The organism is Agrobacterium sp. DE0009 (assembly GCF_007680755.1).
Classification (GTDB): domain Bacteria; phylum Pseudomonadota; class Alphaproteobacteria; order Rhizobiales; family Rhizobiaceae; genus Agrobacterium; species Agrobacterium tumefaciens_B.
Map to the genome: position 1 here is coordinate 1,542,819 of NZ_VEIU01000001.1, position 24,382 is coordinate 1,567,200.

19 protein-coding genes and 1 tRNA gene are annotated in these 24,382 nt (G+C 59.4%); 3 read left to right on the forward strand and 17 right to left on the reverse strand.

Features of this window, described 5'->3' with window-relative positions; genetic code table 11:
* Positions 1 to 45: 45 nt before the first annotated feature.
* Positions 46 to 1,095 (reverse strand): ABC transporter ATP-binding protein, encoded by a 1,050-nt coding sequence (locus FS804_RS07790; protein WP_144576000.1) that lies wholly within the window; start codon positions 1,093 to 1,095, stop codon positions 46 to 48.
* A gap of 349 nt (positions 1,096 to 1,444) precedes the next feature.
* On the opposite strand from FS804_RS07790, the gene FS804_RS07795 reads away from it, so the two are divergent.
* Together FS804_RS07795 and pgi are read left to right on the forward strand one after the other, a co-directional pair.
* Complete coding sequence (locus FS804_RS07795; RefSeq protein WP_144576002.1) at positions 1,445 to 3,157, forward strand: long-chain fatty acid--CoA ligase; 1,713 nt, start codon at positions 1,445 to 1,447, stop codon at positions 3,155 to 3,157.
* A 127-nt stretch (positions 3,158 to 3,284) separates the two neighbouring features.
* A complete protein-coding gene (gene pgi, locus FS804_RS07800; protein WP_144576004.1) occupies positions 3,285 to 4,910 on the forward strand; it encodes a glucose-6-phosphate isomerase in 1,626 nt (541 codons plus the stop codon).
* 61 nt (positions 4,911 to 4,971) lie between these two features.
* Here pgi and FS804_RS07805 read toward each other — a convergent pair whose 3' ends face one another.
* The 16 genes from FS804_RS07805 to FS804_RS07885 form a co-directional block, all read right to left on the reverse strand.
* Positions 4,972 to 5,700 (reverse strand): esterase family protein, encoded by a 729-nt coding sequence (locus FS804_RS07805; protein ID WP_144576006.1) that lies wholly within the window; start codon positions 5,698 to 5,700, stop codon positions 4,972 to 4,974.
* Positions 5,697 to 6,662: an acetylxylan esterase gene (locus FS804_RS07810; RefSeq protein WP_144576008.1), complete on the reverse strand. Its 966-nt coding sequence runs from the start codon at positions 6,660 to 6,662 to the stop codon at positions 5,697 to 5,699. Before FS804_RS07810 ends, FS804_RS07805 begins: the two co-directional genes overlap by 4 nt.
* Positions 6,663 to 6,786: 124 nt before the next feature.
* A complete protein-coding gene (locus tag FS804_RS07815) occupies positions 6,787 to 7,713 on the reverse strand; it encodes a carbohydrate kinase (protein WP_144576010.1) in 927 nt (308 codons plus the stop codon).
* Positions 7,714 to 7,811: 98 nt separating this feature from the next.
* Positions 7,812 to 8,510, reverse strand: coding sequence for an orotate phosphoribosyltransferase (locus tag FS804_RS07820; RefSeq protein ID WP_144576012.1), 699 nt, complete (start codon positions 8,508 to 8,510; stop codon positions 7,812 to 7,814).
* 147 nt (positions 8,511 to 8,657) lie between these two features.
* Positions 8,658 to 9,695 carry a dihydroorotase gene (pyrC, locus tag FS804_RS07825; protein ID WP_144576014.1) on the reverse strand — a complete coding sequence of 346 codons (1,038 nt, stop codon included), beginning with the start codon at positions 9,693 to 9,695 and terminating at the stop codon, positions 8,658 to 8,660.
* Positions 9,696 to 9,807: 112 nt separating this feature from the next.
* Positions 9,808 to 10,845, reverse strand: coding sequence for a 4-hydroxyproline epimerase (locus FS804_RS07830; RefSeq protein WP_003520015.1), 1,038 nt, complete (start codon positions 10,843 to 10,845; stop codon positions 9,808 to 9,810).
* Between the two features lie 129 nt (positions 10,846 to 10,974).
* Positions 10,975 to 12,297: an alpha/beta hydrolase gene (locus FS804_RS07835; protein ID WP_144576016.1), complete on the reverse strand. Its 1,323-nt coding sequence runs from the start codon at positions 12,295 to 12,297 to the stop codon at positions 10,975 to 10,977.
* A 183-nt stretch (positions 12,298 to 12,480) separates the two neighbouring features.
* Entirely contained in the window at positions 12,481 to 13,977 is a 1,497-nt protein-coding gene (locus tag FS804_RS07840; protein WP_144576018.1) for an acetyl-CoA hydrolase/transferase family protein, read from the reverse strand.
* 297 nt (positions 13,978 to 14,274) lie between these two features.
* Entirely contained in the window at positions 14,275 to 15,075 is an 801-nt protein-coding gene (locus FS804_RS07845; RefSeq protein ID WP_144576020.1) for a phosphodiesterase, read from the reverse strand.
* Between the two features lie 67 nt (positions 15,076 to 15,142).
* Complete coding sequence (locus FS804_RS07850) at positions 15,143 to 16,435, reverse strand: ABC transporter substrate-binding protein (RefSeq protein ID WP_144576022.1); 1,293 nt, start codon at positions 16,433 to 16,435, stop codon at positions 15,143 to 15,145.
* Between the two features lie 42 nt (positions 16,436 to 16,477).
* Positions 16,478 to 17,299: a carbohydrate ABC transporter permease gene (locus tag FS804_RS07855; protein ID WP_144576024.1), complete on the reverse strand. Its 822-nt coding sequence runs from the start codon at positions 17,297 to 17,299 to the stop codon at positions 16,478 to 16,480.
* Positions 17,299 to 18,225 carry a carbohydrate ABC transporter permease gene (locus tag FS804_RS07860; protein WP_144576026.1) on the reverse strand — a complete coding sequence of 309 codons (927 nt, stop codon included), beginning with the start codon at positions 18,223 to 18,225 and terminating at the stop codon, positions 17,299 to 17,301. Before FS804_RS07860 ends, FS804_RS07855 begins: the two co-directional genes overlap by 1 nt.
* Entirely contained in the window at positions 18,222 to 19,367 is a 1,146-nt protein-coding gene (locus tag FS804_RS07865; protein ID WP_186376699.1) for an ABC transporter ATP-binding protein, read from the reverse strand. The genes FS804_RS07860 and FS804_RS07865 overlap by 4 nt, the downstream gene beginning before the upstream one ends.
* Positions 19,368 to 19,901: 534 nt before the next feature.
* Positions 19,902 to 19,978: transfer RNA gene (locus tag FS804_RS07870), tRNA-Arg, on the reverse strand.
* Positions 19,979 to 20,195: 217 nt separating this feature from the next.
* Entirely contained in the window at positions 20,196 to 21,614 is a 1,419-nt protein-coding gene (locus tag FS804_RS07880; protein WP_063949569.1) for an ATP-binding protein, read from the reverse strand.
* A 235-nt stretch (positions 21,615 to 21,849) separates the two neighbouring features.
* Entirely contained in the window at positions 21,850 to 23,889 is a 2,040-nt protein-coding gene (locus FS804_RS07885) for a methyl-accepting chemotaxis protein (RefSeq protein WP_144576028.1), read from the reverse strand.
* A 349-nt stretch (positions 23,890 to 24,238) separates the two neighbouring features.
* On the opposite strand from FS804_RS07885, the gene rpmH reads away from it, so the two are divergent.
* Positions 24,239 to 24,376, forward strand: coding sequence for a 50S ribosomal protein L34 (gene rpmH, locus FS804_RS07895; protein ID WP_003493611.1), 138 nt, complete (start codon positions 24,239 to 24,241; stop codon positions 24,374 to 24,376).
* Positions 24,377 to 24,382: the final 6 nt, after the last annotated feature.

Consider the following 24,382-nt stretch of genomic DNA (forward strand, 5'->3'; position numbering starts at 1 on the left):
TTGAAAATCGAGCCCCGATAAACATGCGAAAGGGCTTATTCAACTTTAAGTAAAGATCAGCACGCCTTTGGGATCGATGCCCACGCGGACGGCTTTCGTCGTGGGCGACGTCCGCTGCATCGTCCTCATCCGGAGGGCAGATGACAGGCCCGGAACGGCGATGCCCAGTTGCTCGATCTCGCCGAGGAAGACACGGCTCGATATTTCGCCGGCGATCCCGTCTTTACCCGTCTCGTCTTCGATGATCGAAATCGCGTTCGGGCGCACATAGGCAATCGCAGCAAGACCGTCAGGCAGATTGGAGGCATCGCCCAGCAGCCCGAGTGGCGTCTCAACACGGCCTTGTCTCACCCGCCCCTCAATCTTGTTGAAGGCGCAGAAGAAATCCGCTGCGTAGCGGGTTCTAGGATTGTCATGGATTTCATAACCGGTGCCGCTCTGGACAACACGACCGCGCTGCATCAGCACGACGCGATCACCGGCCGAAAGCGCCTCCTCCGGATCGTGGGTGACCATGATTGCGGTCGTGCCCAGTTTCCGCAGAAGGCCCAGCGTTTCCTCGCGGACACTGTCGCGCAACCCCCTGTCGAGATTGGAAAAGGGCTCGTCCATCAACAACAGGCCGGGCCGCGGGGCGAGCGCGCGGGCGAGCGCCACACGCTGCTGCTCCCCACCGGAGAGCGTATGCGGATACCGTTTCGCCAAATCCTGGAGATGGACATGCTCGATCATTTCGACCGTGCGCGCCCGTGCCTCGGCCTTGGGCAGAGACCGCAGACCGAACATGACGTTCTGCTCGACGGTAAGGTGCGGGAACAGCGCGTAATCCTGAAATACAAAACCGATATTGCGCTTTTCCGGCTCAGCGAAAACGCCGGGGCCGGCAACGACAGCGCCGTTCAGGGATACGCTGCCCTGATCGGGCGCCTCCACACCCGCCACGATACGCAGCAGGGTCGATTTTCCGCAACCGGAGCGGCCCACAAGGCAAATGATCTCACCACTTTCGACGGAGAAATCAATATCGGACAATACCTCCGTATCGCCAAATCTTTTGCCCACCGATTTCAGTTCGAGCGCTGCGCTGCCTGCCATTTCCAATCCTGCCTTGCTCTGCGTTTTTTGTTGATCGCTCAAATCAGGATTAAAGTCAAAGAGTGCTGACGATCAGCCCGCTTCACGAGTTGGGGAGATGTGCGGCAGCAATATTGACGTTTACGTTAGAGTTAAATAGGTTTCGTGATGTGATGGACGTCAAGATATTAGGAGTCTATCATTTGCTGCCGGAGAGCGAGAGGAGCGGTCTATCCGGTGGCGCGACATGAAGCGTCCGCGATCCGGCTTAAAACCGGTTGTTGCGGCGCCTCGTGAGTAAAGGCGGCGGAAACGCGAAACAATGCATTCTCGGGAATGCCCGCGAGACACAGACTCTGGGAGGAGCAGCATGAGTGAATTGTCCCTGGGACAGACGGTAAATGCCGGCATCGAAAAGCGCTGGCTCGCGTCTTATCCGCCCGGCGTGCCTGCCGAAATTCCCGCATCGCCGAACGCTTCCCTCGTCCAGCTTCTTGAAAAGAGCTGCGCCCAGTTCGCTGATCGCAAAGCCTTCAGCAGCATGGGCAAATCACTGACCTACCGTGAGCTGGAAACGCAGACCCGCGCCGTGGCGGCCTGGCTGCAATCGCGTGGTCTGGAAAAAGGCGACCGCGTTGCAGTGATGATGCCAAACATCCTGCAGAACCCCGTTGCGGTCTATGGCGTCCTGCGGGCGGGCATGATCGTGGTGAACGTCAATCCGCTCTATACGCCCCGCGAGCTGGAGCATCAGCTGAAGGATTCAGGCGCGAAGGCCCTCTTCGTGCTTGAGAATTTTGCCCATGTGGCACAACAGGCCGTGCCGAAGACCGCAGTAAGGCATGTGGTCGTTGCAGCGATGGGCGATCTGCTTGGCTTCAAGGGCCACATCGTCAATCTCGTAGTTCGCAAGGTGAAAAAACTGGTTCCCGCCTATGCCATTCCCGGCTGCGTGACCTTCAAGGACATGCTGAAGGATGGCCAGGGACATTCGCTGAAGCCGGTGAGTCTGACAGCGCAGGACATCGCCTTCCTGCAATATACCGGCGGCACAACGGGTGTATCCAAAGGCGCAGTCCTAACCCACGCCAATCTTCTTGCCAACAAGGCGCAGATCAGCCTCTGGCTGGACGCCGCCTTCAACGGCCGCAAGGATCGTCCCGACGTTCTCAATTTCATCTGCGCGCTGCCGCTCTGCCACATCTTTGCGCTGACGGTGAACTCGCTGATGGGCATTGCGCTTGGCGGCCATAATCTGCTGATCGCCAATCCGCGCGATATTCCCGGCTTCGTGAAAGAATTGTCGCATTATCAACCGCATATCTTCCCGGGCATCAACACGCTTTTCAACGCGCTCATGAACAATGAGGATTTCCGCAAGCTGGACCTGTCGTCACTGATTCTGGTTCTCGGTGGCGGAATGGCAGTGCAAAGACCGGTTGCCGAACGCTGGCTTTCCGTTGTGGGCTGCCCGATCGCCGAGGGTTACGGGCTCTCGGAAACCTCACCCGTTGCCACCGTCAACCGGCTGGATACAACGGAGTTCAGCGGCACAATCGGCTTGCCTATCTCCTCCACCGAGATCGATATTCGCGACGAGGATGGCAATAGCCTGCCCGCGGGCGACGTTGGCGAGATTTGCATCCGCGGACCGCAGGTCATGGCTGGCTATTGGCAGCGCCCGGACGAAACCGCAAAAGCGATGACGCCGGATGGCTTCTTCCGCTCCGGCGACATGGGGTTTATGGACGAGCGCGGTTACACCAAGATCGTTGATCGCAAGAAGGACATGATCCTTGTCTCGGGCTTCAACGTCTATCCGAATGAGGTGGAAGAAGTGGCCGCTGGCCATCCGGGTGTGCTGGAATGCGCCGCGATCGGCGTTCCGGATGAGCATTCCGGTGAAACCGTCAAGCTCTTCGTCGTCAAGAAGGACCAGTCGCTGACGGAAGCAGAGCTCAAGGCTTACTGCGCCAAGAACCTGACGAATTACAAACGGCCGAAAATCATCGAGTTCCGCACCGAGCTGCCGAAATCGAATGTCGGCAAGATTTTGCGGCGCGAATTGCGCAATCTGAATTAAGCCTACGGAGCCGGGAAGCCGGCTCCTTTCTTTTGTGCAGGCGCCTTTCTTTGTCGAAGTCGCCTTGATTTGGCCGCTTGAAAAAGAATAGTTTCCTCATCCTTCCACGGAAGCCGAGGAGCATAAGATGCAGGCCACCATCGAAAAATTGAAAGCAACGGCGAGCAGCACAGCCGCAACCGATCTGCGCGCCGCTTTTGCGGCCGACGACAAGAGATTCAGCCGTTTCAGCGTTAGATTCGATGACCTGCTGATGGACTACTCCAAGTGCGCCGTTAACGAGGAGATCGTCGCGCTTCTCGAGCAGCTTGGCCGTGAGGGCGGTGTCGAGGCCAAACGCGAGGAGATGTTCTCCGGCAAGGCCATCAACTTCACCGAAGACCGCGCCGTGTTGCATACGGCGCTACGCAATCGCTCCAACACGCCCGTTTTCGTTGACGGCAAGGACGTGATGCCCGATGTGAACGCCGTGCTGGCGGCCATGGGCAAGTTTGCCGACGCGATCCGTTCCGGTTCACTCAAAGGCGCGACGGGCAAAAAAATCACAGACGTCATCAATATCGGCATTGGCGGTTCCGATCTCGGCCCGGTCATGGCGACGCTTGCGCTGGCGCCTTTCCATGACGGCCCGCGGGCGCATTTCGTCTCGAATATCGATGGAGCGCATATTGCCGATACGCTGAAGCTCATCGACCCGGAGACCTCGCTCTTCATCGTGGCGTCGAAGACCTTCACCACCATCGAAACGATGACGAATGCCGCCACCGCGCGCCGTTTCATCGCCGAAAAGCTGGGTGAGGGTGCCGTCAGGCATCACTTCGCCGCCGTCTCCACCGCGCTGGACAAGGTTGCCGCCTTCGGTATCGAAAGCGACCGGATCTTCGGTTTCTGGGACTGGGTGGGCGGACGTTATTCGATCTGGTCGGCAATCGGCCTGCCGCTGATGATCGCCATCGGGCCGGACAATTTCGGCAAGTTCCTGGATGGCGCCCACGCCATGGATCGCCACTTCCAAGAGGCGCCGATCCGCGAAAACCTGCCGATGCTGCTCGGTCTCATCGGCTTTTATAACCGCAACGTGCTGGACTATCCGACGCGCGCGATCCTGCCCTATGACCAGCGCCTATCCCGCTTCCCGGCCTATCTCCAGCAGCTGGACATGGAATCCAATGGCAAGGGCGTTACCATTGACGGCACACCAGTAGCAGGCCAGTCCGGCCCGGTGGTCTGGGGCGAGCCCGGCACGAATGGTCAGCACGCCTTCTACCAGCTGATCCATCAGGGCACGAGCGTTATCCCGGCGGAATTCATGATCGCCGCCAATGGTTTTGAGCCGGAACTGCGCCACCAGCATCAGCTTCTTATTGCCAATTGCCTGGCGCAGTCGGAAGCGCTGATGAAGGGCCGCACGCTCGCAGAGGCGAAAGCCCAGCTCACCTCCAAAGGCATGGAAGACAGCCAAGCCGATTTCATCGCCCCGCACCGCGTCTTCACCGGCAATCGGCCCTCCATCACCTTCGTTTACGACAAGCTGACGCCTTTTGCGCTTGGCCGCCTCATCGCGCTCTATGAACACCGAGTCTTCGTTGAAGGCGTACTGTTCCGCATCAACTCCTTCGACCAATGGGGCGTGGAGCTTGGCAAGGAACTGGCAACCGGCCTGCTTCCAGTGGTCGAAGGCAAGGAAAGTGCTGCCGGCCATGACAGCTCGACGCAGGGGCTGGTGAAGGCGCTGGCAGGACTTGCCAGCTGAGAGTCGTTACGACCGCGATCTAAAAAGCCGGAGACACCTCCGGCTTTTTAATGTTGCGTCTTCAAATATAAAGCGCTGCCATCTTGCGCCACGCGCCCGCCCGATGGGCGCGGCCTTCCCAGACATGCATCCGGTGCCCCACCTGCTTGTCTGAAAGCAGGCGGCTCAGATGATGGTTGTTGTCCAGAAACGGATCGGCATCACCGATGGTGAAGACCATGTCGATGCGGCGCAGGTGATCGAGCCGCCACGGGCAGTTTAGCCCGGGAAGAAAGTGGCTCGGCATGTGGAAATAGACGTCGTCGTCATAATAACCGTCGAACAGATCGCCGAAGGATTCCACCCTCATCGTCAGATCATAACGGCCGGAAAAGGCGACGAGCTTGGTGAAAAGATGCGGGTGGCGGAAGACGAGGCTGGCGGCCTGAAAGGCGCCGAGGCTGCAACCCTGCACAATGGTGCTGCCATCAGGATTTTTCCCGGCCATCAGCGGCAGCACTTCGTTGAGAATATAGGCCTCAAGTGCGGCGTGACGGCGCACACGGTCGGCGGGATGGTTATGGTCCGCGTAAAAACTTTCCCTTGCCAGACCCTCGATACAATAAAGCTGGAGGTGGCCTGCCTCCAGCTTGTCGGAAAGACTGTCAACGATGCCCAATTCCTCATATTCGAAAAAGCGCCCGTCGCGGGTCGGGAACATCAGCACCTTCGCGCCGGCATGACCGAATATCAGGAGCTCCATGTCGCGATGGAGCCTGTGACTATACCAGCGGAGATATTCGCGTTTCATGACACCTTGAAAAACCGTCTGACCTTGTCCTTATGGACCGCATCTTGCGATGCGACGTCAGGGTAATCGAAATGTCCGGCGTCGAGGATGAAGATTTCATTAAATTTCGATTCTGGCAGCGCATTGGCCACTGCAAACTGGCAGGGAGGCGCCACGGCCGGATCGAAGAGCGCGGGCGCCACCAGCATCGGGACCTTTATTCGAGTTGCGGCACAGGCGGCATCGAACAGGCGCAGGGTTTCGAGCACATCGGCATGGGTCTTCTGGTAGGTCTGGACCGCATCCGCGCTGCCGACGGTAGGCAGGGTCAGCCAGAACGGCCGGTGGCCGAAGGTCGGCACGACGAGATGGCCACGGTCGATGCGCTTATCATAAGGGATCGCCAGAGCGCCTATACCGCCGCCGAAGCTGATGCCGCTATAGCCCACCTGCCCTTCCAGCCAGGGATAGAGGCTGACGAGCGTCGACACCCCGATCCAGAGGTCATCGACACAGCCTCCGATGATATAATCGTCTTTCCGCTCGATGTTATAGAGAACGTGACGCGCCGGATCAGGTGAAATCGGCGGACAGGCACTCAGCGAAATGCCCCGAAAACAGGGAAACAGCACGGCCGTCTCTTCCACCGGCACATCGAAATCCGGCTCGCCACGCCCGCCATAACCGTGGCCCACGACCAGGCCGCGGCGGACCTGTCCTTCGCGCGGCAGCAGCAGCCACCCACCGATACGGAAACCGTCGGTGGAGGTGTAGGTCAGATCGAGGACCTGCCAACGGCGATCGCTCAGCTTGCTCCGGCGCAGCACCGGGCGCGGATCAGTTGCGAGCGCGCGGCGGTAGCGCTTCTCCCAAAAGTCATCGAAACCGGGTGCTGCTTTAGGGGGCGTGATGGCGAGCAACTGCTCGCGCTGCATGCCATAGGTCGGGTCGAAATCGAAAGGGTGGGTCTTCGGTACACTCATACGACGCTTGTTTCGCGAAAAAACCGCTGAGACAAGCGCGATAATCCTGCGAAAACGACTTTTTATGGCTTTAAGGCCGGGTAGAGTTTTGAACCACCTTGTCAAAAAGGCTCAACCACGCCGGTTAGAGACCAATTTCATGCGCAAAGGGCGGATTTGCCCCGGCCCGCGAAACGGTGACTGCCGCCGCCTTTGCACCGAGCGCAAGCACCTTTCTGATCTGTTCTTCCGTCAGTGACGCCACCTGCGCCTTGGTGAGAAGCCCCTGCATTTTCAGCGAAGCCAGAATGCCGGCGTCAAATGTGTCACCCGCGCCAACGGTGTCCACGACCTCGACGCGTTCAGAGGCGACTTCGACCTTCAGACCCGAGGTGTAGCCCACGGCACCCTTGGCGCCACGGGTAACGACGACCAGTTTCGCACCATGGTGCAGCCAATGGCGGGCAAGCGTATCCTCATCGCCTTCCAGACCGAACCAGGCAAGGTCCTCATCCGAGAATTTGACGATATCCGACATGGCCGCCATGCGGCGGATGCGGGCCATGTGGGACTGCTTGTCCTTGATGAAGCCGGGACGAATATTTGGATCAAGCGAGATGACACGGCTTGCGTACTCGCGCGTCATCAGCGCTTCATAGGTGCTGCCGCAGGGTTCGGGAATGAGGCTGATGGCGCCGAAATGCAGCGCTTCGCAATCGCCGCCCAGTGCCGGAAGTTCGGCCTCGGTGATCATCCGGCCGGCGGTGTTTTCATCGTAAAAAGCGTAGGTCGCGTGGCCATCCACCAGCTTGACGAAGGCAATCGTGGTGGGGCGCGAAAGAGTGGCGCAATAGCTGAAATCCACCTTGCTGGCGCGCAGTGTCTCCCGCAGGATGTCGCCCATCATATCATCGGAAAGACCGGTGAAAAACGCCGATGGGACGCCCAGACGCCCAAGCGCGATGGCCGTGTTGAAGACCGCACCGCCTGCATAGGGTGCAAAACCCGCCTCACCCAGCGTTGTCTGCCGGGGCAGCATGTCGATCAGGGCTTCACCACAACACAGGATCATTACGGTCCTCCTCAAAACAGCAAATCAAATGGACTTAAATCGATTTAGACGAAGATGGATCGGAAGGCCAGCCACAAGCTGGCCGCCCGCATCCGAAATTAAGATTGCGGCAATTCGCTGACGCCGCCGTGCTTTGCCGACCATGGCAAGGGGTTATCAAGGAAGGCTTCGACCTCCGACAGGGTCTTTTCGTCGAACAGTTTTTCGGTGCGGGCGACCGCCAGAACATCGCGCCAGGTGGTCAGGTAATGCAGCTTGACATTGCCGTTGGCGAAGCGCGCTTCGGCCTCTTCGAAGATGCCGTAATAAAACAGCGCGATACCGTGATCGACAATGCCGCCCACCGCACGGATGGCGTCGATGAAGGTGAACATCGAGCCGCCGGCCGTCGTCAGATCCTCGATGACCAGAACCCGAGCGCCTTCCGGCATATGGCCTTCGATCTGGGCGTTGCGACCGTGACCTTTCGGCTTCTTGCGGCAATAGATCATCGGCAGGCCGAGGCGCTCGGCAAGGAAAGCGGCAAAAGGAATGCCCGCCGTTTCACCGCCGGCGACACAGTCGAATTTCTCGAAACCGGCCTCCCGCATGACAGCCGCCGCGGCGAAATCCATCGCCGCCGAGCGGATGCGCGGGAAGGAGATGAGCTTGCGCATGTCGATGTACACCGGGCTCTTCATGCCCGACGCGAAGGTATAGGGGCTTTCTGAATTAAAATGGACCGCCTTGATTTCCCACAACATCTTCGCAACCAGTTCCGCGACGACGGTGCGGTCCGTGAATGTGAAATGGTTCATAGGCGTTCTCCTTTTAGGCCCTGGTTTCTCGCTCCGAAAGCCCGGTTGGGCGCTCGGGAAATTACGCATCATTGTTCGGCATGTCGTCGCCCGCCGAGGTGCCGGCAGACCATAACAAAACCGCCGGCAGTGCCGGCGGTCATAAAATCAGTTCACGTCCCAGTGAAGCGGGAACATCGGGTCGAATACGGTCACCGGCCCGGCGCCCGTTTCAATCTTGGCCGGGAATGACACTGGCTCGTCACGCTTGACCAGCGTGATCGTCTCCTCATTCGGCGTGAGCCCATACCAGGCGGGACCATTCAGCGAGGCGAAGGCCTCCAGCTTGTCGAGGGCGTTTTCGTCCTCAAAGACGTGGGCAAGGCAGCTCATCGTATTGATGGACGTGTAGATGCCGGCGCAGCCGCAGGCGCATTCCTTGAGCGGATCCACATGCGGGGCGGAATCCGTACCGAGGAAGAAGCGAGCGTCACCCGATGTCGCGGCAGCCCGCAGCGCCAGCCTGTGCTCCTCGCGCTTGGCGACGGGCAGGCAGTAATAATGTGGCTTGATGCCGCCAACCAGAATGGCGTTGCGGTTGATGATGAGATGATGGGTGGTGATGGAGCCGGCCAGATTGGCCTTGGAAGACTTGATATAGTCGACGCCATCTAGGGTGGTGATGTGCTCCATCGTCACCTTCAGTTCCGGCAGGCGCTGGCGCAGCGGCTCCAGAACCGTCTCGATGAAGACCTTCTCGCGGTCAAAAATATCGACTTCCGGCGATGTCACTTCGCCATGCACGCAGAGCGGCAGACCGATCTTCGCCATGCGCTCCAGCACCGGCATCGCCTTGTTAAAATCGCGGACACCGCCGTGAGAATTGGTCGTCGCACCCGCGGGATAGAGCTTCACGGCAGTGATGAGGCCGCTTTTTTTGCCCTCTTCCACGTCGTCGGCGTCGGTATCCTCTGTGAGATAGAGGGTCATCAGGGGCTCAAAACGGTCACCCGCCGGGATCGCCTTGACGATGCGGTCGCGATAGGCGCGGGCATCGGCCGTGGTGACAACGGGTGGCACCAGGTTCGGCATGATGATGGCGCGTGCGAAATGGCGGCTCGTATCCCCGATCACCCCTTCCAGCATGGCGCCATCACGAAGATGCAGGTGCCAGTCATCAGGGCGGCGCAGGGTGAGCGACTTCATCGGGATACCTCGGAGCATGATGGAATTGCGCCCGCTTAGCATCTTTTGTCGCGGGAAAACAGCCGCCAGAGACCTTCGGGCAGCTGTAAATGTCATTTTTTTGGAAAGCGCTTCAGATGTTGCCCGCTTCCGGACCCCAGACATCGGTCATGGCGAAACCATCGGCCAACGGGTCGAAGGGATCGAGGCCGACCTGATGCAGACCGAAGGTAAAGCCGCGCCCGGCAATGGTGGGAATGACGGCCGGACGGCCCGCCACTTCGGTCACGGCGGAAAGGCCGACATCGAATTCCGAACCGATGATCGAGCGGGATTTATACTCGTCTCCCACCTTCACCTTGCCGCGCGCATATAGCGTGGCGAGATTGGCGGAGTTGCCGGTGCCACAGGGCGAGCGATCCGCCCGGCCCGGCCACATGGTGGTGCAGGTGCGGATGGAGCCATCCGCATCCACATCACGGAACATCACATAGGCAACGCCTGATATGGCCGGGATTTCCGGATGCACAACGGTCATTTCGCGGTTGACCAGGTCCTTCAGGATCATGCCCGCAGAGACCAGCTTCGCGGCATTGGCCTTTTCGATCGTCAGGCCGATCTGGCGGACATCGACCAGCGCATAAAAAATGCCACCGTAGGAAATGTCCATCGTCACCCTGCCCCATTCGGGCGTGTCGATGCTGACATCGAGCTCATGCACGAAGGACGGCACCATGGTCAGCTTGACCTTTTCGCAGCGCCCGTCGCGGCAGGTGGCCGTTGCTTTGACGAGACCAGCGGCCGTTTCGAGAATGATAACAGTTTCCGGCTCCTGCATCTCCACCATGCCGCTTTCCAGAAGCGCCGTCGTCGCGCAAATGGAATTGGACCCCGAACTGGCATGCGCCTGATCCGGCTGGAGAATTACGAAGGCGGCATGCGCATCCGGATGCTTTGGCGGCAGGAGAAGATTGACCGAGCCCATCGGCGTGCCGCGCGGCTCCAGCGTCAGGAATCGGCGAAGCGCCTCCCCCTGCGGATCGGTATTCATCCAATGAAGCTGCTCAGCGACGGTATTGCCGGGAATTTTCGGTGCGCCGCCGGTCACGACACGGCCGATTTCGCCTTCGCAATGGACATCGAGAAGCTGGAGGGTGCGTTTCCAACGCATGGGGGTCTACTCCGGAAGTGGGTTGTTAGCCCAACCATACAGATAAAAATACAAGCTGTATACAAATCTGCGGAGGCGTGATGACAAAAACGCCTGACGTTCTCGCCACGCTCTGGCCGCAACGGGGCTTTAGCGACTGCGGCACTCCGCCCGGTTTCGATTGGCGGCAGCATCGCAGTTGACCCTGGAAGACTGAAGCGCCTGATCGTCCACCACGGAACCGGCCGTATCGCCCACCGATCCGACGGTGTTTTCGACGGATCGGCCAAGCCGCTCCACCTGCCTGCCGTAATTCTCCCGCGTGCGTGGATCGAAGACCGCAATCGGCGCGCTGACCACCACGCTGGCTGCCGTTCCGACGGTTTGCGCGGCACCGATGCTGACCGCGCCCAGCGCTTCTCCCAGGCCGACATCCGAATCCGTCACCGTCTGGCCTGCGATGAGGCGGTCGCCGATCAGGCGAACGACCTCCGGGCTTTCGGCAAATTTTCCATGGTTCAGACGATCGCCGGATTGCAGCTTGGTGAGATCGAGAACCGTGATGCCGGCCTTTTCCAGCTGGCTGCGATAGGGCTCGACGGAAGGATCGATCTGGCCGAGGCGATCGACATTGCCGGAAATGCGGCGCGACAGGCTGAGCGCGCGGTCATCCTGCGAGACGAAGAGTGTGAATTTCGGCGGCATCTTGCCGAGGCTGGTGAATTGCCGACTGAAGACGTCCACATCGAGATCAGGTGCCGCCAGAATGACATTGCTGATCTTGTGATCAACACGGCCGTTGCGGATGGCCATCTGGCGCAGCGCCTCCACCGCAAGCCAGGTGCCCATGGAATGGGCCATGACGGTGACTTCGCGAATGGATTTGTCTTTCGCCAGTCGCGTCAGCATCTCTTCCAGCGAATCGCGGGAATAGTTGGTGCTTTCCTTATCGTAATTATAGTCGAAGATGCTCGCGCGCGACGGCCAGGTGAACACGACAGGCACGACATCCGTGCCGGAATCATGGACGATCTGGGCGAAACGATAGACGGATTCTTCGTAACGATTGTTGAAACCATGCACGAAGACCAGCACACGGCGGTCCTTAGCGATATGCTTAGTGATCCAGCTTCTGGTCTCTGCTTCGGAGCGGATCGGCTCAATCGCAACCGTGGTGAAATCCTTCAGCGGATTGGGTGGCAGTTTTTTCGGCCATTGCACCTGACCGACCTTGCGGTTGGCGGCAGGCGGAATGGAGACCGTGACCGCATCGACCTTCAGCCCCGTTCCCCGCTCGCCGCCGAAAAGAACCGCGGGATTTTCGGAAGGCGCGCGCGTTGTCGCAACGAGGAGATTGACCGGCGTCGTGCCAGCCACAGTTTGTCCCGTTGGCGTCATCACGCCGATCGGCCGCCCGCCGCAACCGGCAAGCAGGGCGACAATCGCGATCATGGCGACGAAGCGAAGGGGCATCACATCACTCTCCTGCAACCCTGAGGCAGCTCGATAGCGGCTGGGTGGAGAGGATTTTCTACCGGAGGCGGAACTGTCGCGCCAGCAACCTAAGCGGCGTGGCGGGCACTTTCCCCACCGGTGTGTCCAAACGGACCCAATTGCCGGTCGAAAAACCGACAAGTGGGCAACCTGTTTCAACGCCTATTGCTGAGGTCGCATCGTGCCCTTTTCCCGCAGCGCCTCATGCCACGACAGCGCCTCTTCGATGAGATGCGGCGTGTGCCCGCCCCGCGCTGTCGCCCGGTGATAATAGTCAGCCAGCGCATCGCGATAATCCGGATGGACGCAATTGGCGATGATGACAGCGGCGCGCTCGCGGGGGGCGAGACCGCGCAGGTCTGCGAGGCCCGTTTCGGTGACGAGAATATCGACATCATGTTCGGTGTGATCGACATGGCTGACCATGGGCACCACGCTTGAGATTGCGCCTCCCTTGGCGATCGACTTGGTAACAAAAATGGACATATAGGCATTACGAGCAAAATCGCCGGAACCACCAATGCCGTTCATCATATGGGTTCCGCCGACATGGGTGGAATTGACGTTCCCGTAGATATCGAATTCCAGAGCCGTGTTGATGCCGATGATGCCGAGGCGACGAATGACCTCCGGGTGATTGCTCACCTCCTGAGGACGCAGGATCAGCCTGCTTTTGTAATCGGCCAGTCGCGGCATGACCTGCTGGTTCATGGCGGAAGAAAGCGTGATCGACGAACCGGAGGCGAAGGTGAGCTTGCCCGCATCGAACAGTTCGAAGGTCGAATCCTGAAGAACCTCCGAATACATTTTCAGATCATGAAACGGCGTATCGATGAAGCCATGCATAACGGCATTGGCGATGGTGCCGATGCCTGCCTGCAACGGCTGGAGTTCGTGGGTCATGCGGCCGTGACGGACCTCGTTCAGCAGGAACTCCGTGAGATGCCCGGCAATCGCCTTTGTCTCGTCATCAGGCGGCAGCACCGTCGAAAAACTGTCGCTCTTGTCGCTCAGCACGATGGCGGCGATCTTTTCCGGCGGCACCGGAATAAAGGGCAGGCCGACACGGCTATCCGTCGCGACCACGGGAATGGGCATACGGGTCGGGCGTTTGGCGGGAATGAAAATGTCATGTAACCCTTCGAGCACCTCGGGCTGGGACAGGTTGATCTCGACAATGACCTTCTCGGCCAGGATCGCGAAGCTTGCGGAATTGCCGACGGAGGTAGTGGGCACGATGCCGCCGTCTGCCGTAATCGCAACTGCTTCAACGATGGCGATATCGACGCCGTGGATCTGGCCGCCGCGCAATTGCTCCACCGTTTCGGAAAGATGCTGATCGATGAACATCACCCTGCCGTCATTGATCGCCTTGCGCAGAGCCGGATCGGACTGGAACGGCATGCGGCGCGCCAGCATGCCGGCCTCGACCATGGTCTTGTCGAGATCGTTGCCGAGGGAGGCGCCGGTCATCAGGGTAATTTTCATGGGGTTGGTCTTGGCGCGCTCGGCCAGCGCCAGCGGCACGGCCTTGGCTTCACCGGCGCGCGTAAAACCGCTCATGCCCACCGTCATGCCATCCTGAATGAGACTGGCGGCCTCTTCGGCGCTGACGATCCTGTTCAAGAGGGACGCGTTGCGGATACGCTTTTCAAGCATGCACTTCTCCATGATCTGTCATCACGATGGCACGGCATTTGGTTGGCCACCTCTCAGGCGACTATGGCGTGCAGTTTCATCGGTGAAACTGACATAGATCAAGAGTTTGAACGGAACTATGGCTTTGGCGCAGCAAATCCCGTTCAACAGATCGGTAGTGGTGCATCGGCGCGACGGGCCGTGGGGTCTTCAAACTATCGCAGCCTCCCGGTTGCGCAGGACTTCCGCGAGACCTCTGCCTCGCGGGCAAGCGACGAGGCGAAGGCGCCTCATCGCAGTCCGAAGAATCACCGCTTGTCAGGGGCCTTCGCAAACAGGTGCCTGGCCCAGAACGGCCTGCCCAACTTCCGCGTCAAAGGCACGCAGGCCGAATGCACCAAGGCTTATGACCCGGTAACAGGGATTACCACCCGTCCACAGCGGATCGACAACATCGATATCCGTGATGAAGCGATGCGCGCAGGCCTGGCCGGAACTATATGCGATGCCTTCGGCCGTGGTGCCTGCCATCGGCACATGGATATGGCCAAAGATGATGTGACGCACACCGGCCGGGTGAGCGGCGAGCCGGCGCATGACGGCGCCGTCATCATGCATGCCGATATGTTCGAAATGGCGGATGCCGCAATCCATCGGGGGATGATGAACGAACACCGTTACCGGCAAATCGCCCGCGCTTTCCAGCGCACTCTCCAGCCATGCCAGACGATCCGCGCCATAGATGCCGCCGATGACATCGGATTCATGGCTGTCGAGAAACAGCAAGCGGCCAAATTCGGTATCGATGAAGGACTGGATATAGCCATTATCGTCGCGCGGCTGCTCCGGAAATGCCGCCACGAATTCAGGGCGACGATCATGATTGCCGAGCATCAACCGCACGGGAATCGAGACTGGCGCGAGGATGTCGCGAAGCAGCTCATAGGCTTCCGGCTCGCCGTAATTGCAAAGATCACCCGTCACCACAAGAAGATTGGCGTCGGCATGTTTTTCGACAATATCGGCGATTGCCGCGCGCAGCTGCTTTTCCGCGTCGACGCCGTTTACAGCAATGCCGGGGGGTACGAGATGGGTGTCGGTGATCTGGATGATCTTCATAAGGGGGGCTTTCTGCGCAAAATGGCTGCGGGAACGGATTTCCCCGCAGCCTCTCTCATGGCTCTGCTTATTTCAGCAGGGCGTTGGTCTGCTCGACAATCTGCTTGAGACCCGCTTCCGGCGTTACTTCACCGCGCATGACGGTGCCGATGATGTCACGCTGGGTGCGCCAGATGCGGACGGAATCGCCGCCCGGATAACCGGCCCAGGGAAGCGAACGGTCAGCCTGAAGCGAAGCGGTCTTCACATTCGGGTTCTCGACATAATAGGGAGCGAGGAAGTCCGGGCCGGTGGCCAGCCTGTTGGTCGGCAGGTAACCGGTGATGCGAACGATGGTGTTCTGTGCTTCCGGACCGGTGATCCACTTCAGGTATTTCCAGGCAGCATCCTGCTTGGCCTTTTCCTGCGTCAGAATGACGGCAGAGTTGCCGCCGGTCGGCACGCCGCCCTTCTCCTTGTTGTCGAGCGGGAAGGTCGCCGTCTTCAGTTTGAAGCGATCGCCGACCAGGCCCTGGATCGTCTGAACGTGAGCGGGCGTGGAGAAGATGAAGCCGGTGAGGCCTGCACCGAACTGCTGGCGCGACTGATCCCAGTCGAGCAGGTTCTGGCCACCTTCGGTGACGAACTGGCGGGTCATCTTCAGGGCGTTGAGGCCGATCTCGTTGTCGAAGGCAACGGTCTTGGTCTTCTCGTCAACGAGCTTGCCGCCCTGTTCGACAATGAGCGCCTGCCACAACCAGTCATCCGGCCAGCCATTGATGTCGTAGCTCATGCCGGCAAACTTGGGGTCGAGAGCCTTGATCTTCTTGGCGAGCGCGATCAGCTCAGGGAAGGTCGTCGGCATCTTGTCCGGGTCGCCGCCAGCCTTGGTGACGAGGTCGGAGTTGATGTAGATGATCGGCGAGGAAGCGTTGACCGGCAGGCCGTACTGCTTGCCATCGATCTGGCCAAGCGCGGCCATCTTGGGGCTGTAGTTCTTGTCGAGGAAAGCCTGACCGCCTTCAGCCTGAATGAACGGGCCGAGGTCGGTGATCTGGTTGCGCGGGGCCAGCGTGTGCACCAGTTCCGCCGTCAGATTGTAGCCAGAGAAGTAAACGTCGGGCAGATTGCCTGTGACGGCAGAGCGCAGAACCTGCTGCTGGCCTTCGTTGTAACCGGCGGTTGGAGCGAGGAAGTTGATCTTCACATCCGGGTTCTTCTTCATGAATTCATCGGCCAGCGGCTGATGGAATTTCGTGAAGCCAGGCAGGTTGTAGAGAACATTGAGCGTGATTTCGTTGGCGAAAACTGGCTGTGCGAGGCCAGCAAAAGCCATGCCGAGAGCCAGACCGCCCATCACAGCGCGTCGGTTGAGTTTCATGTCAGTCTCCAGAGAGGTTGGGAGGGGGAAGTTTGAACGGCGTCACTTGACGCCGGTCATGGTAATACCGGCGATAAAGTGCCGCCGTGCGAGGAGGAAGCACAGCACCATCGGCGCGGTAATCAGTGTGGCGCCCGCCATCAGCGCACCGTAATTGGCGCCGGATTCGACATCGGCGAATAGCATCATGCCGAGCGGCGGCGGGGCGAGATTGGTGTCGGAAATGACGATCATCGGCCAGTAGAGATCGTTCCAATGGGCAACGAGCGAAAAGATCGAGAAAGCCGCAAGCGACGGCAGGGACCCGCGAAGCACCAGCCCCCAGCAAATCTCCATTTCCGAGAAACCGTCCATGCGGGCAGCCTCGATGATTTCATCGGGGTAGCTGCGGAAGGACTGGTTGAACAGGAAGATGGCGAAAACCGACAGGAAGAACGGCATCATCATCGCAAAGTAGGTGTTGAGAAGCTGCGTCTTGGCCAGACCGACGAAGAGCGGCAACGCCAGCGCCTGAATGGGAACGCAGAGTGCTGCAATGACGAGGCCCAGTAGCAGCTTGCGGCCGGGGAAGCGGAGCTTTGCCAAAGCATAGGCAGCGGGAACCGAGGTCAGGATCTGCACGACGAGAATACCGCCGCAGACGATGACGCCGTTCAGCATGAAGCGCGCCATCGGCACCTGCCCTGCCGCCCGGGCATAGTTATCGACAGCGTCGAACTTTTGCGGGATCGGCCAGAGGGAGACGTCGAATATTTCCGCAGGCGAGCGGATCGAGGTCAGCACCATCCAATAGAACGGCAGGAGCATCACGAGGGCGCCGAGCGCAAGCACGAGATGCGGGAGATATTTGCGGAACGCGGCCATCAGTAATGCACCTTCCGGTCCATATGCAGCGTCTGGCCGATAGACAGAATCAGCACGATCGCGAGAAAGATGATCGTCAGCGCAGCGGCATAACCGGTGTTGGAATATTCGAAACCTTCAAGATAAAGATCGTAGAGCAGGGTCTCGGAACCGGAGCGGCCCTTGGTCAGCACGGCGACCGTCTCGAACACCTTGAAGGCGGAGATGGAGGTGGTAACGACCACAAACATGGTCGTCGGCCCCAGCATCGGCCATGTGACGGTCAGAAACCGGTCGATCGGGTTCCTGGCGCCATCCAGCCGCGCCGCCTCATGCAGATCCTTCGAAATGGCCGTGAGGCCGGCAAGGAACAGCACCATGTTGAAGCCCAGAACCTGCCAGACGCCCATCAGCGCCATGGTTGGGATTAGGAGAACGGGGTTGGAGAGAAACGCGACCGGTTCGAAACCGAACCACTTGATTGCCGCGTTCACCGGCCCAAGGGACGGGTGCAGCAGGAACTGCCAAACCGTTGCCATGGCGACGAGCGTTGCGGTGACGGGAAGGAAATAGGCCACTTCCCAGAAAGCGCGGCTGCGTTTGCGGTTATAAACAAGCAAAGCCGCGCCGAGTGCGAGAAACACGCCGAAGGGAATGACGATGAGCGCATAGATGGCGGTATTCACCAGCGCACGCAGGAAAACCGGGTCCTGAAATGCCTTGATGAAGTTGCCCAGACCGACAAAGCGGGTGGAGAGCGAACCCAGCTGGTAGTCGGTGACAGAAAAAGCGGCCAGAACGACCATCGGGGCAATATAGATCGCGAAGAGCAGCAGGCTTGCGGGTGCGGCAAACATCAGGCCGCGCCAGATCATCCGCCGGTCTGCCTTTGACTGCCGCGGGCGCGCCTTCGTGCGCGCAGCCGAGGAGAAATCAACCGCCGTCATGCCGGCACCCGTTCGCGCACTATCACCTTGCGACGCAGGCCATCGGCTGCGAAAAGATGCGCACGATCCGGCGCAAAGCCGAGAGTCAAAACGCCATTGGCGTCGGCACCCAACGCCTCGCCCGCCCCCTGCCGCAAGGTGACGGCGACAGTCTCGTCGTTCAGCAGGCGGCAGCTCACGTAACGGTCGGCGCCGTGCGTTTCGCTGCGCACCACACGCACGGCGAAGCCCTCCGTGCCCGGACGCAAATCTTCGGCGCGAAGGCCGAGCGTCGCCGGGCCGGCATCGCGGCCCGCACCCTCCAGGCCGAGATCGCGTCCAAACGCCGTGACCTTACCCTGCGTATCGATTTCGACCGGTAGCAGGTTGATCGATGGTGTGCCGATGAAGCGGGCGACGGTCAGTGTGGCGGGCTTGCGATAAAGCTCGTCCGGCGTGCCCAGCTGTTCGATGCGGCCTTCCGACATCAAGGCGATGCGGTCGGACATGGTCATGGCTTCGATCTGGTCGTGAGTGACATAGATGAAGGTTGCCCCGAGCCGGCGATGCAGGCCCGCCAGTTCCTCACGCATGTGGGCGCGGAGCTTGGCGTCGAGGTTGGAAAGCGGCTCATCCATCAGGAAGGCTGCGGGCGAACGCACCAGCGCCCGCGCAAGCGCCACACGCTGGCGCTGGCCACCGGAAAGCTGCGCCGGCTTGCGATCCAGCAAATGCGCGATCTGCAGCGTCTCGGCCGCCTGCTCAACGGCCGCATCGATCTGCTTCAATGTTTCTGCCGGCGCTGCGAACCGCCCCACCAGCGGCAGGCGGGCCGCCAAGGGCAGACGCCGCATGCGCAACGGCGTCGCAATATTCTGGCGCACGCTCATATGCGGATAAAGCGCATAGGACTGGAACACCATCGCGAGATTACGATCGCTGGGATCGATGTCGGTCACATCCTGTCCACCGATCGAGATCGAACCGCGATCCGGTGATTCCAGACCTGCGATGATGCGCAGCAGCGTGGACTTGCCGCAGCCCGACATGCCGACGAGGGACAAAAACTCTCCCGGACGGATGGAGAGGTCGATCTCTTTCAGAACATCGTCAGCGCCAAAGCCCTTGCCGATTCCCGAAAGCTCAAGTGATTGTGGCGTCATTCTGCGCTCCTATTCTGGAGCGCATATGCTGTTGTTGTGTGACAGGATGACGAAGGTTTGCGGAAAGTTCGATGACACTCGAAAGCCCGATAATCCCGGGCCATAGGAAAACGTTACGGTATAGACCTCCGCCTAAAACCACTAATATTGAGGGGGGTATTCGGATGTCTTTTCAGCACGCTTTCACCGGCTGAAAACCGGGTCGGCGGAACTAAAACTCTCCGGCGGGGAGAGTCACACGAACTCAAGCCTTGGCAAGCTCTCTCGCCTTCGCCATGCCACACAAGATCAGCGGCCGGAGGCAGTCGTAGCTTTCAGCAATCGAGCATTTAGACATCTTGCCCGTTGCCAAGATGGCTTTCACGTTGCGCCATCTGATGGGCGTAGGACTTCAACATATATTCGCTATGTTCGAAATTCATTCAGCGTTGCGAAGCTTCGCCGCGAATACGGGCGGAACACCATTTGAAGATACACGTCGGCGCACGACAACCAGTGGCGTCGTCTCGGAAGCTTATTTTAAGGAAAAAGAAATGGCGCACCCGAAGAGATTCGAACTCCTGACCCCCAGATTCGTAGTCTGGTGCTCTATCCAGCTGAGCTACGGGTGCGTGCCGTTCCGGTCGTTTCCGGTGGCGTGGCGATCCTCTAAAACGTCCTCATGGCGAATGCAAGCGATTTCGTTTGGAAATTGTCATTTTTCCGCAGCAATTCGCGTATCACATTGATTTCGTTAAGAATTCCATACGGACCATTTTTTGCGAACCTGACGGAGCCTGGATTCCGTTGGCGATAATGGGTTTTCGAACCTGATTTAGCGCCGGTTTTTCAGGCCGTTCTGGCAGCCTGTACGGAGGCGGTGCGGTCGGCGATTTCGATGCGGAACTGCGTGCCTGGACCCGGCTTTTCAACGAGCGCAATGGTGCCGCCATGGGCAAGCACCAGCTCGCGGGCAATGACGAGGCCAAGGCCGGTGCCGCCTGATCGGGCCGAACCCCGGAAAGCGGAAAACAGGTTTTCCCTCGCCTTGCGCGGCATCCCCGGCCCGTTGTCGTCGATGACGATGCTGACGACGTCGCCGGCCCGCTGGGCGGAAATGGAGAGATGCCTTGCCGCGGTGCTGGTCGTATCGGATTGCAATGCCTGAACCGCGTTGCGACAGAGATTGTGGATGACGCGGAAAAGCTGTTCGGAGTCCGCATCGATCGTGAGATCGGCGGGCACGCTGTCATGAAACTCAATGCCGCTCTCATCGTCCAGCGCCAGGATATCGCGCACGTCCCGCACAAGAAGGCTCAACTGCACCATCTTGCGTTTCGGCGCGCCCTCGGTCGCCTGTCCATAAGCCAGAACCTCACCGGTATAGGCAACGGCGCGGTCAATGGTGCGCAACAGCTTCGGCGCGAAACTTCTCACCATGGGGTCCTTGGCATCGACAAGGCGGTCAGACATAAGCTGCGCGGAGGACAGGATGTTGCGCATGTCATGGTTGATCTTCGATACGGCAAGACCAAGATCGGCGAGGTTCTTCTGCTGGCGCAGCGTCCTTTGCAGCTGGGTCTGCATGTCGGCGAGATGGCGACCAGCGACGGACAATTCGTCAGTCCCTTCGTCCGGCACGAAAATCCGCTCGGGATTACCGGGATCTTCAGAAAAGTTCTGCATGCCAAGCGTCAACCGGCGTATCGGCCGGATCATGATGCGATTGATGGAGACGAAGATCAGACCGGCCGTGATGAGCGACAAGACGATGGAAATCAGAAAGACATTCCTGGCGTAAGCAAGCATCGCCGCCCGCAGCTTGTTTTCGCCCAACACGAGTTCGATAATGGTGTCGCTGTCGCCCACCACGTCAAAGACGCGGATGACGCGATTGCCGCCGAACAACAGCGTGGAGAAAGCATCCCGTACGGCTGCGATCTGGGAAACGTCAGAAAGATCGTATTGGTCATCGACGGCGGGCGGGGTTTCCGCCGCCGCCAGCAGGCGCGACGTGCCGTCCTTACGCAGGGCAATAAGCTTCGCCCCTGTTGCCATCAGGGTATCGTTCTGCACGCTTCGCGGCAGTTCCGCCTGCAGGCCGTCAATGACCGCCCCTGCGGCCGCAGCCGTGTTCAGCCGGTCCCGCAGCCAGGAGAGACGCATATTGGCGACGGAAGGCACAAAGATCAGCACTTCGGCGATCATCACGAAAATGACCGTGAGCAGCAGCAGGCGTCCGGAAAGACCGGCGGTCAATCCCGGCATCGTATGCGCCGGATCGTCTTGCGTGCGGTCCAAGCTGTCTACGCCTTTAGAAAACACCGGGCCATGGTCCTGTCTGCGTGCCGCTTTCGCGTTAAACGGCTCGGTTTATATGCAGCGATGATAATAGGACCTAATGCATCTTTTTCCAATGCACTGCAAAATAAACGTTTCCCACACGCAAAAACAAACGCCGCCCGGCAGGGGCGGCGTTTCAGTACAAACGAAATAGTCGTCTTTAGAACTCCTGCCAGTTACCCTGGGCGGCGGGCGCGGCGTTCATCGCGCGGCTGACGCTGTTCATCAGCTTGCGGGCCGGAGACGCAACAGCGGCTGTCCGCCCGGAAACTGCGACCGGTCCGGCAGGTGCCATCTTCGGCCTTGGAGCCGGCTCCATGCGCTGATTGCGTGGCGCATTCTCGGCACCCACATTAAACCGGGTCACAAGCGTCACAAGATGATCCGCCTCGCTGCTCAGCTTATGGGTCGCAGCCGAGGTTTCCTCCACCATCGCGGCGTTGCGCTGCGTCACCTGATCCATCTGGTTGATGGCGGTGTTGACTTCGTGCAGACCGGTGGACTGTTCTCTGGCGGCTGTCGCGATCGAATGGATGTGCTCGTTGATGGCGAGGACACGGGTCTCGATCTCACTCAAGGCGCTACCGGTTCTCTGGACCAGCGACACGCCGCGGCCGACCTCTTCGCCGGATTTGGTGATCAGTGCCTTGATATCCTTTGCAGCCGTTGCGGACCGTTGCGCCAGTTCGCGCACCTCCTGAGCGACGACGGCGAACCCCTTGCCGGCCTCGCCTGCACGGGCGGCTTCCACACCGGCATTCAACGCCAGAAGATTGGTCTGAAAGGCGATCTCGTCAATGACATTGATGATCTGGCTGATTTCGCGCGAGGCGTGTTCGATGCGATCCATCGCGGATACCGCATCGCGCACGACGCTGGCAGATTCTTCCGTTTTCTGTTTGGTTTCGGCGACCATGGCGCTGGCTTCCTGCGCACGGTCGGTAGAGTTGCGCACGACGGCGGTGATTTCATCCAGTGCGGCAGAGGTTTCTTCCAATGCTGCGGCCTGCTGCTCCGTGCGCTTCGACAGATCATCAGCCGCAGAGCGCAATTCGCCGGCATTGCCGCTGATTCCCTCCGTGCTGCCACGTACCTCGCGCATGGTCTCGCGCAGCTTGTTCATCGTCTGGTTGACGTTGTCCTGAAGTTCGCCGAACACGCCGCGGAATTCACCCTCCATGCGTTCCGTCAGGTCGCCGCGCGCCAGACATTCGATGACACGACTGGTTTCGGACACGCCATTATGAACGCCGGTGAGTAGCGAATTGATGGTCGCTGCGAAGCGGTTGAGGTTTTCATCGCCATAATCCTTATTGATGCGGCGGCTGAAATCGCCCTGAGCGGCGGCGTCGACAACAACGGCCATACCGGCCTGCAGGTCGTCGCTCTTGGCGCGCATGGCGGTCTCCTGCGCATTCATGCGGCGCACCTCGCGGCCGTTCTTCTTGAAGATCTCGACGGCTGCCGCCATCTCGCCGATTTCGTCATTGCGGCCGAGATAGGGAACGTCAACATCCAGATTTCCGTCGGCAACCTTATTCATCACCTGCGAAACCCGACGGATGGGCGCGCTGAGCTGCCGCGTTCCAATGTAGACACCGAAGGCGGCACCGGCACCCACGCCGGCAACCGTGACCGCAACGATCACCCAGAATATGGAGGTGCTGAACGTATCCACGCCGGCCTTCACGACTTCCAGTTCGGCAATATCGTTTTTCACGACACTGTCGATCTCGGCCTGATAAGCTTTACGGTTGGCGCGGTTCGCTTCGTTATTGCCCTGCTGGCTGGCGGCCTGCGGCCCGTTTTCCTTCGCGAGCCGAACGGTCTCGAGACGGAAGGCCCGGAATTCTTTCGACCGGCCAACAAGCTTGTCAAAGCTTGCCTGTTGTTCTGCCGGCACGAGCGGTGCCCAACTGGTAATGAGCTTCTCCATGGCATCGAGGTTCTTGACCATGCCATCGGCAAAGGGGGTGGCTGCTGCGACATCGGCTGCCGCATAGACGCCGCGCGCCTCCATGACGACCGCGGTAACAAGACGGTTCAGGGCTTCGCCCTTGTAGGCCCTTTCGGCTGCCTCCTCGAAATGGTGCGACCGAACCCAGAATTCGTTGATCGCATAGATGGACAGCCCGCCGATGGTGCAGGCCACAAGGCTCATCAGTCCGACGAGAAGATTGATACGACCGCGAATTCTCAATTTCGTTCCCCCAACAAAACCAGCCACGCTATGGAAATGGGCAGCCGGCATAACTTTCGCGTCCTAAGATTTATCAATGGGGCATTAAGAAAGAATTTCGGAATTTACCGATTGGCCATCAGATTCAACCATTGTGGGCCGCAGATGACAGGAATTGCGGTCGCTTTTCCGCAAAAGGTGAAGGGCGAAAACCCCTTCGGCAATTGACTTTGCTCGGCCTATGCCCTTATAAGCCGCGCACGCTCGGCCATTGAAAGCTCGCCCAGGCGGGGTTAGCCGTGCAAAAAACGAAACGCTCTTGCAAATAATTGCAAATTCAAGAAGGGCCGCACACCGCGGTATTAAATAAATGTCGAAGCGTACTTACCAACCGTCCAAGCTTGTTCGCAAGCGTCGTCATGGTTTCCGTGCCCGCATGGCTACTGCCGGCGGCCGCAAGGTTCTCGCTGCCCGCCGTGCGCGCGGCCGCGCTCGTCTTTCGGCTTAATTGCCG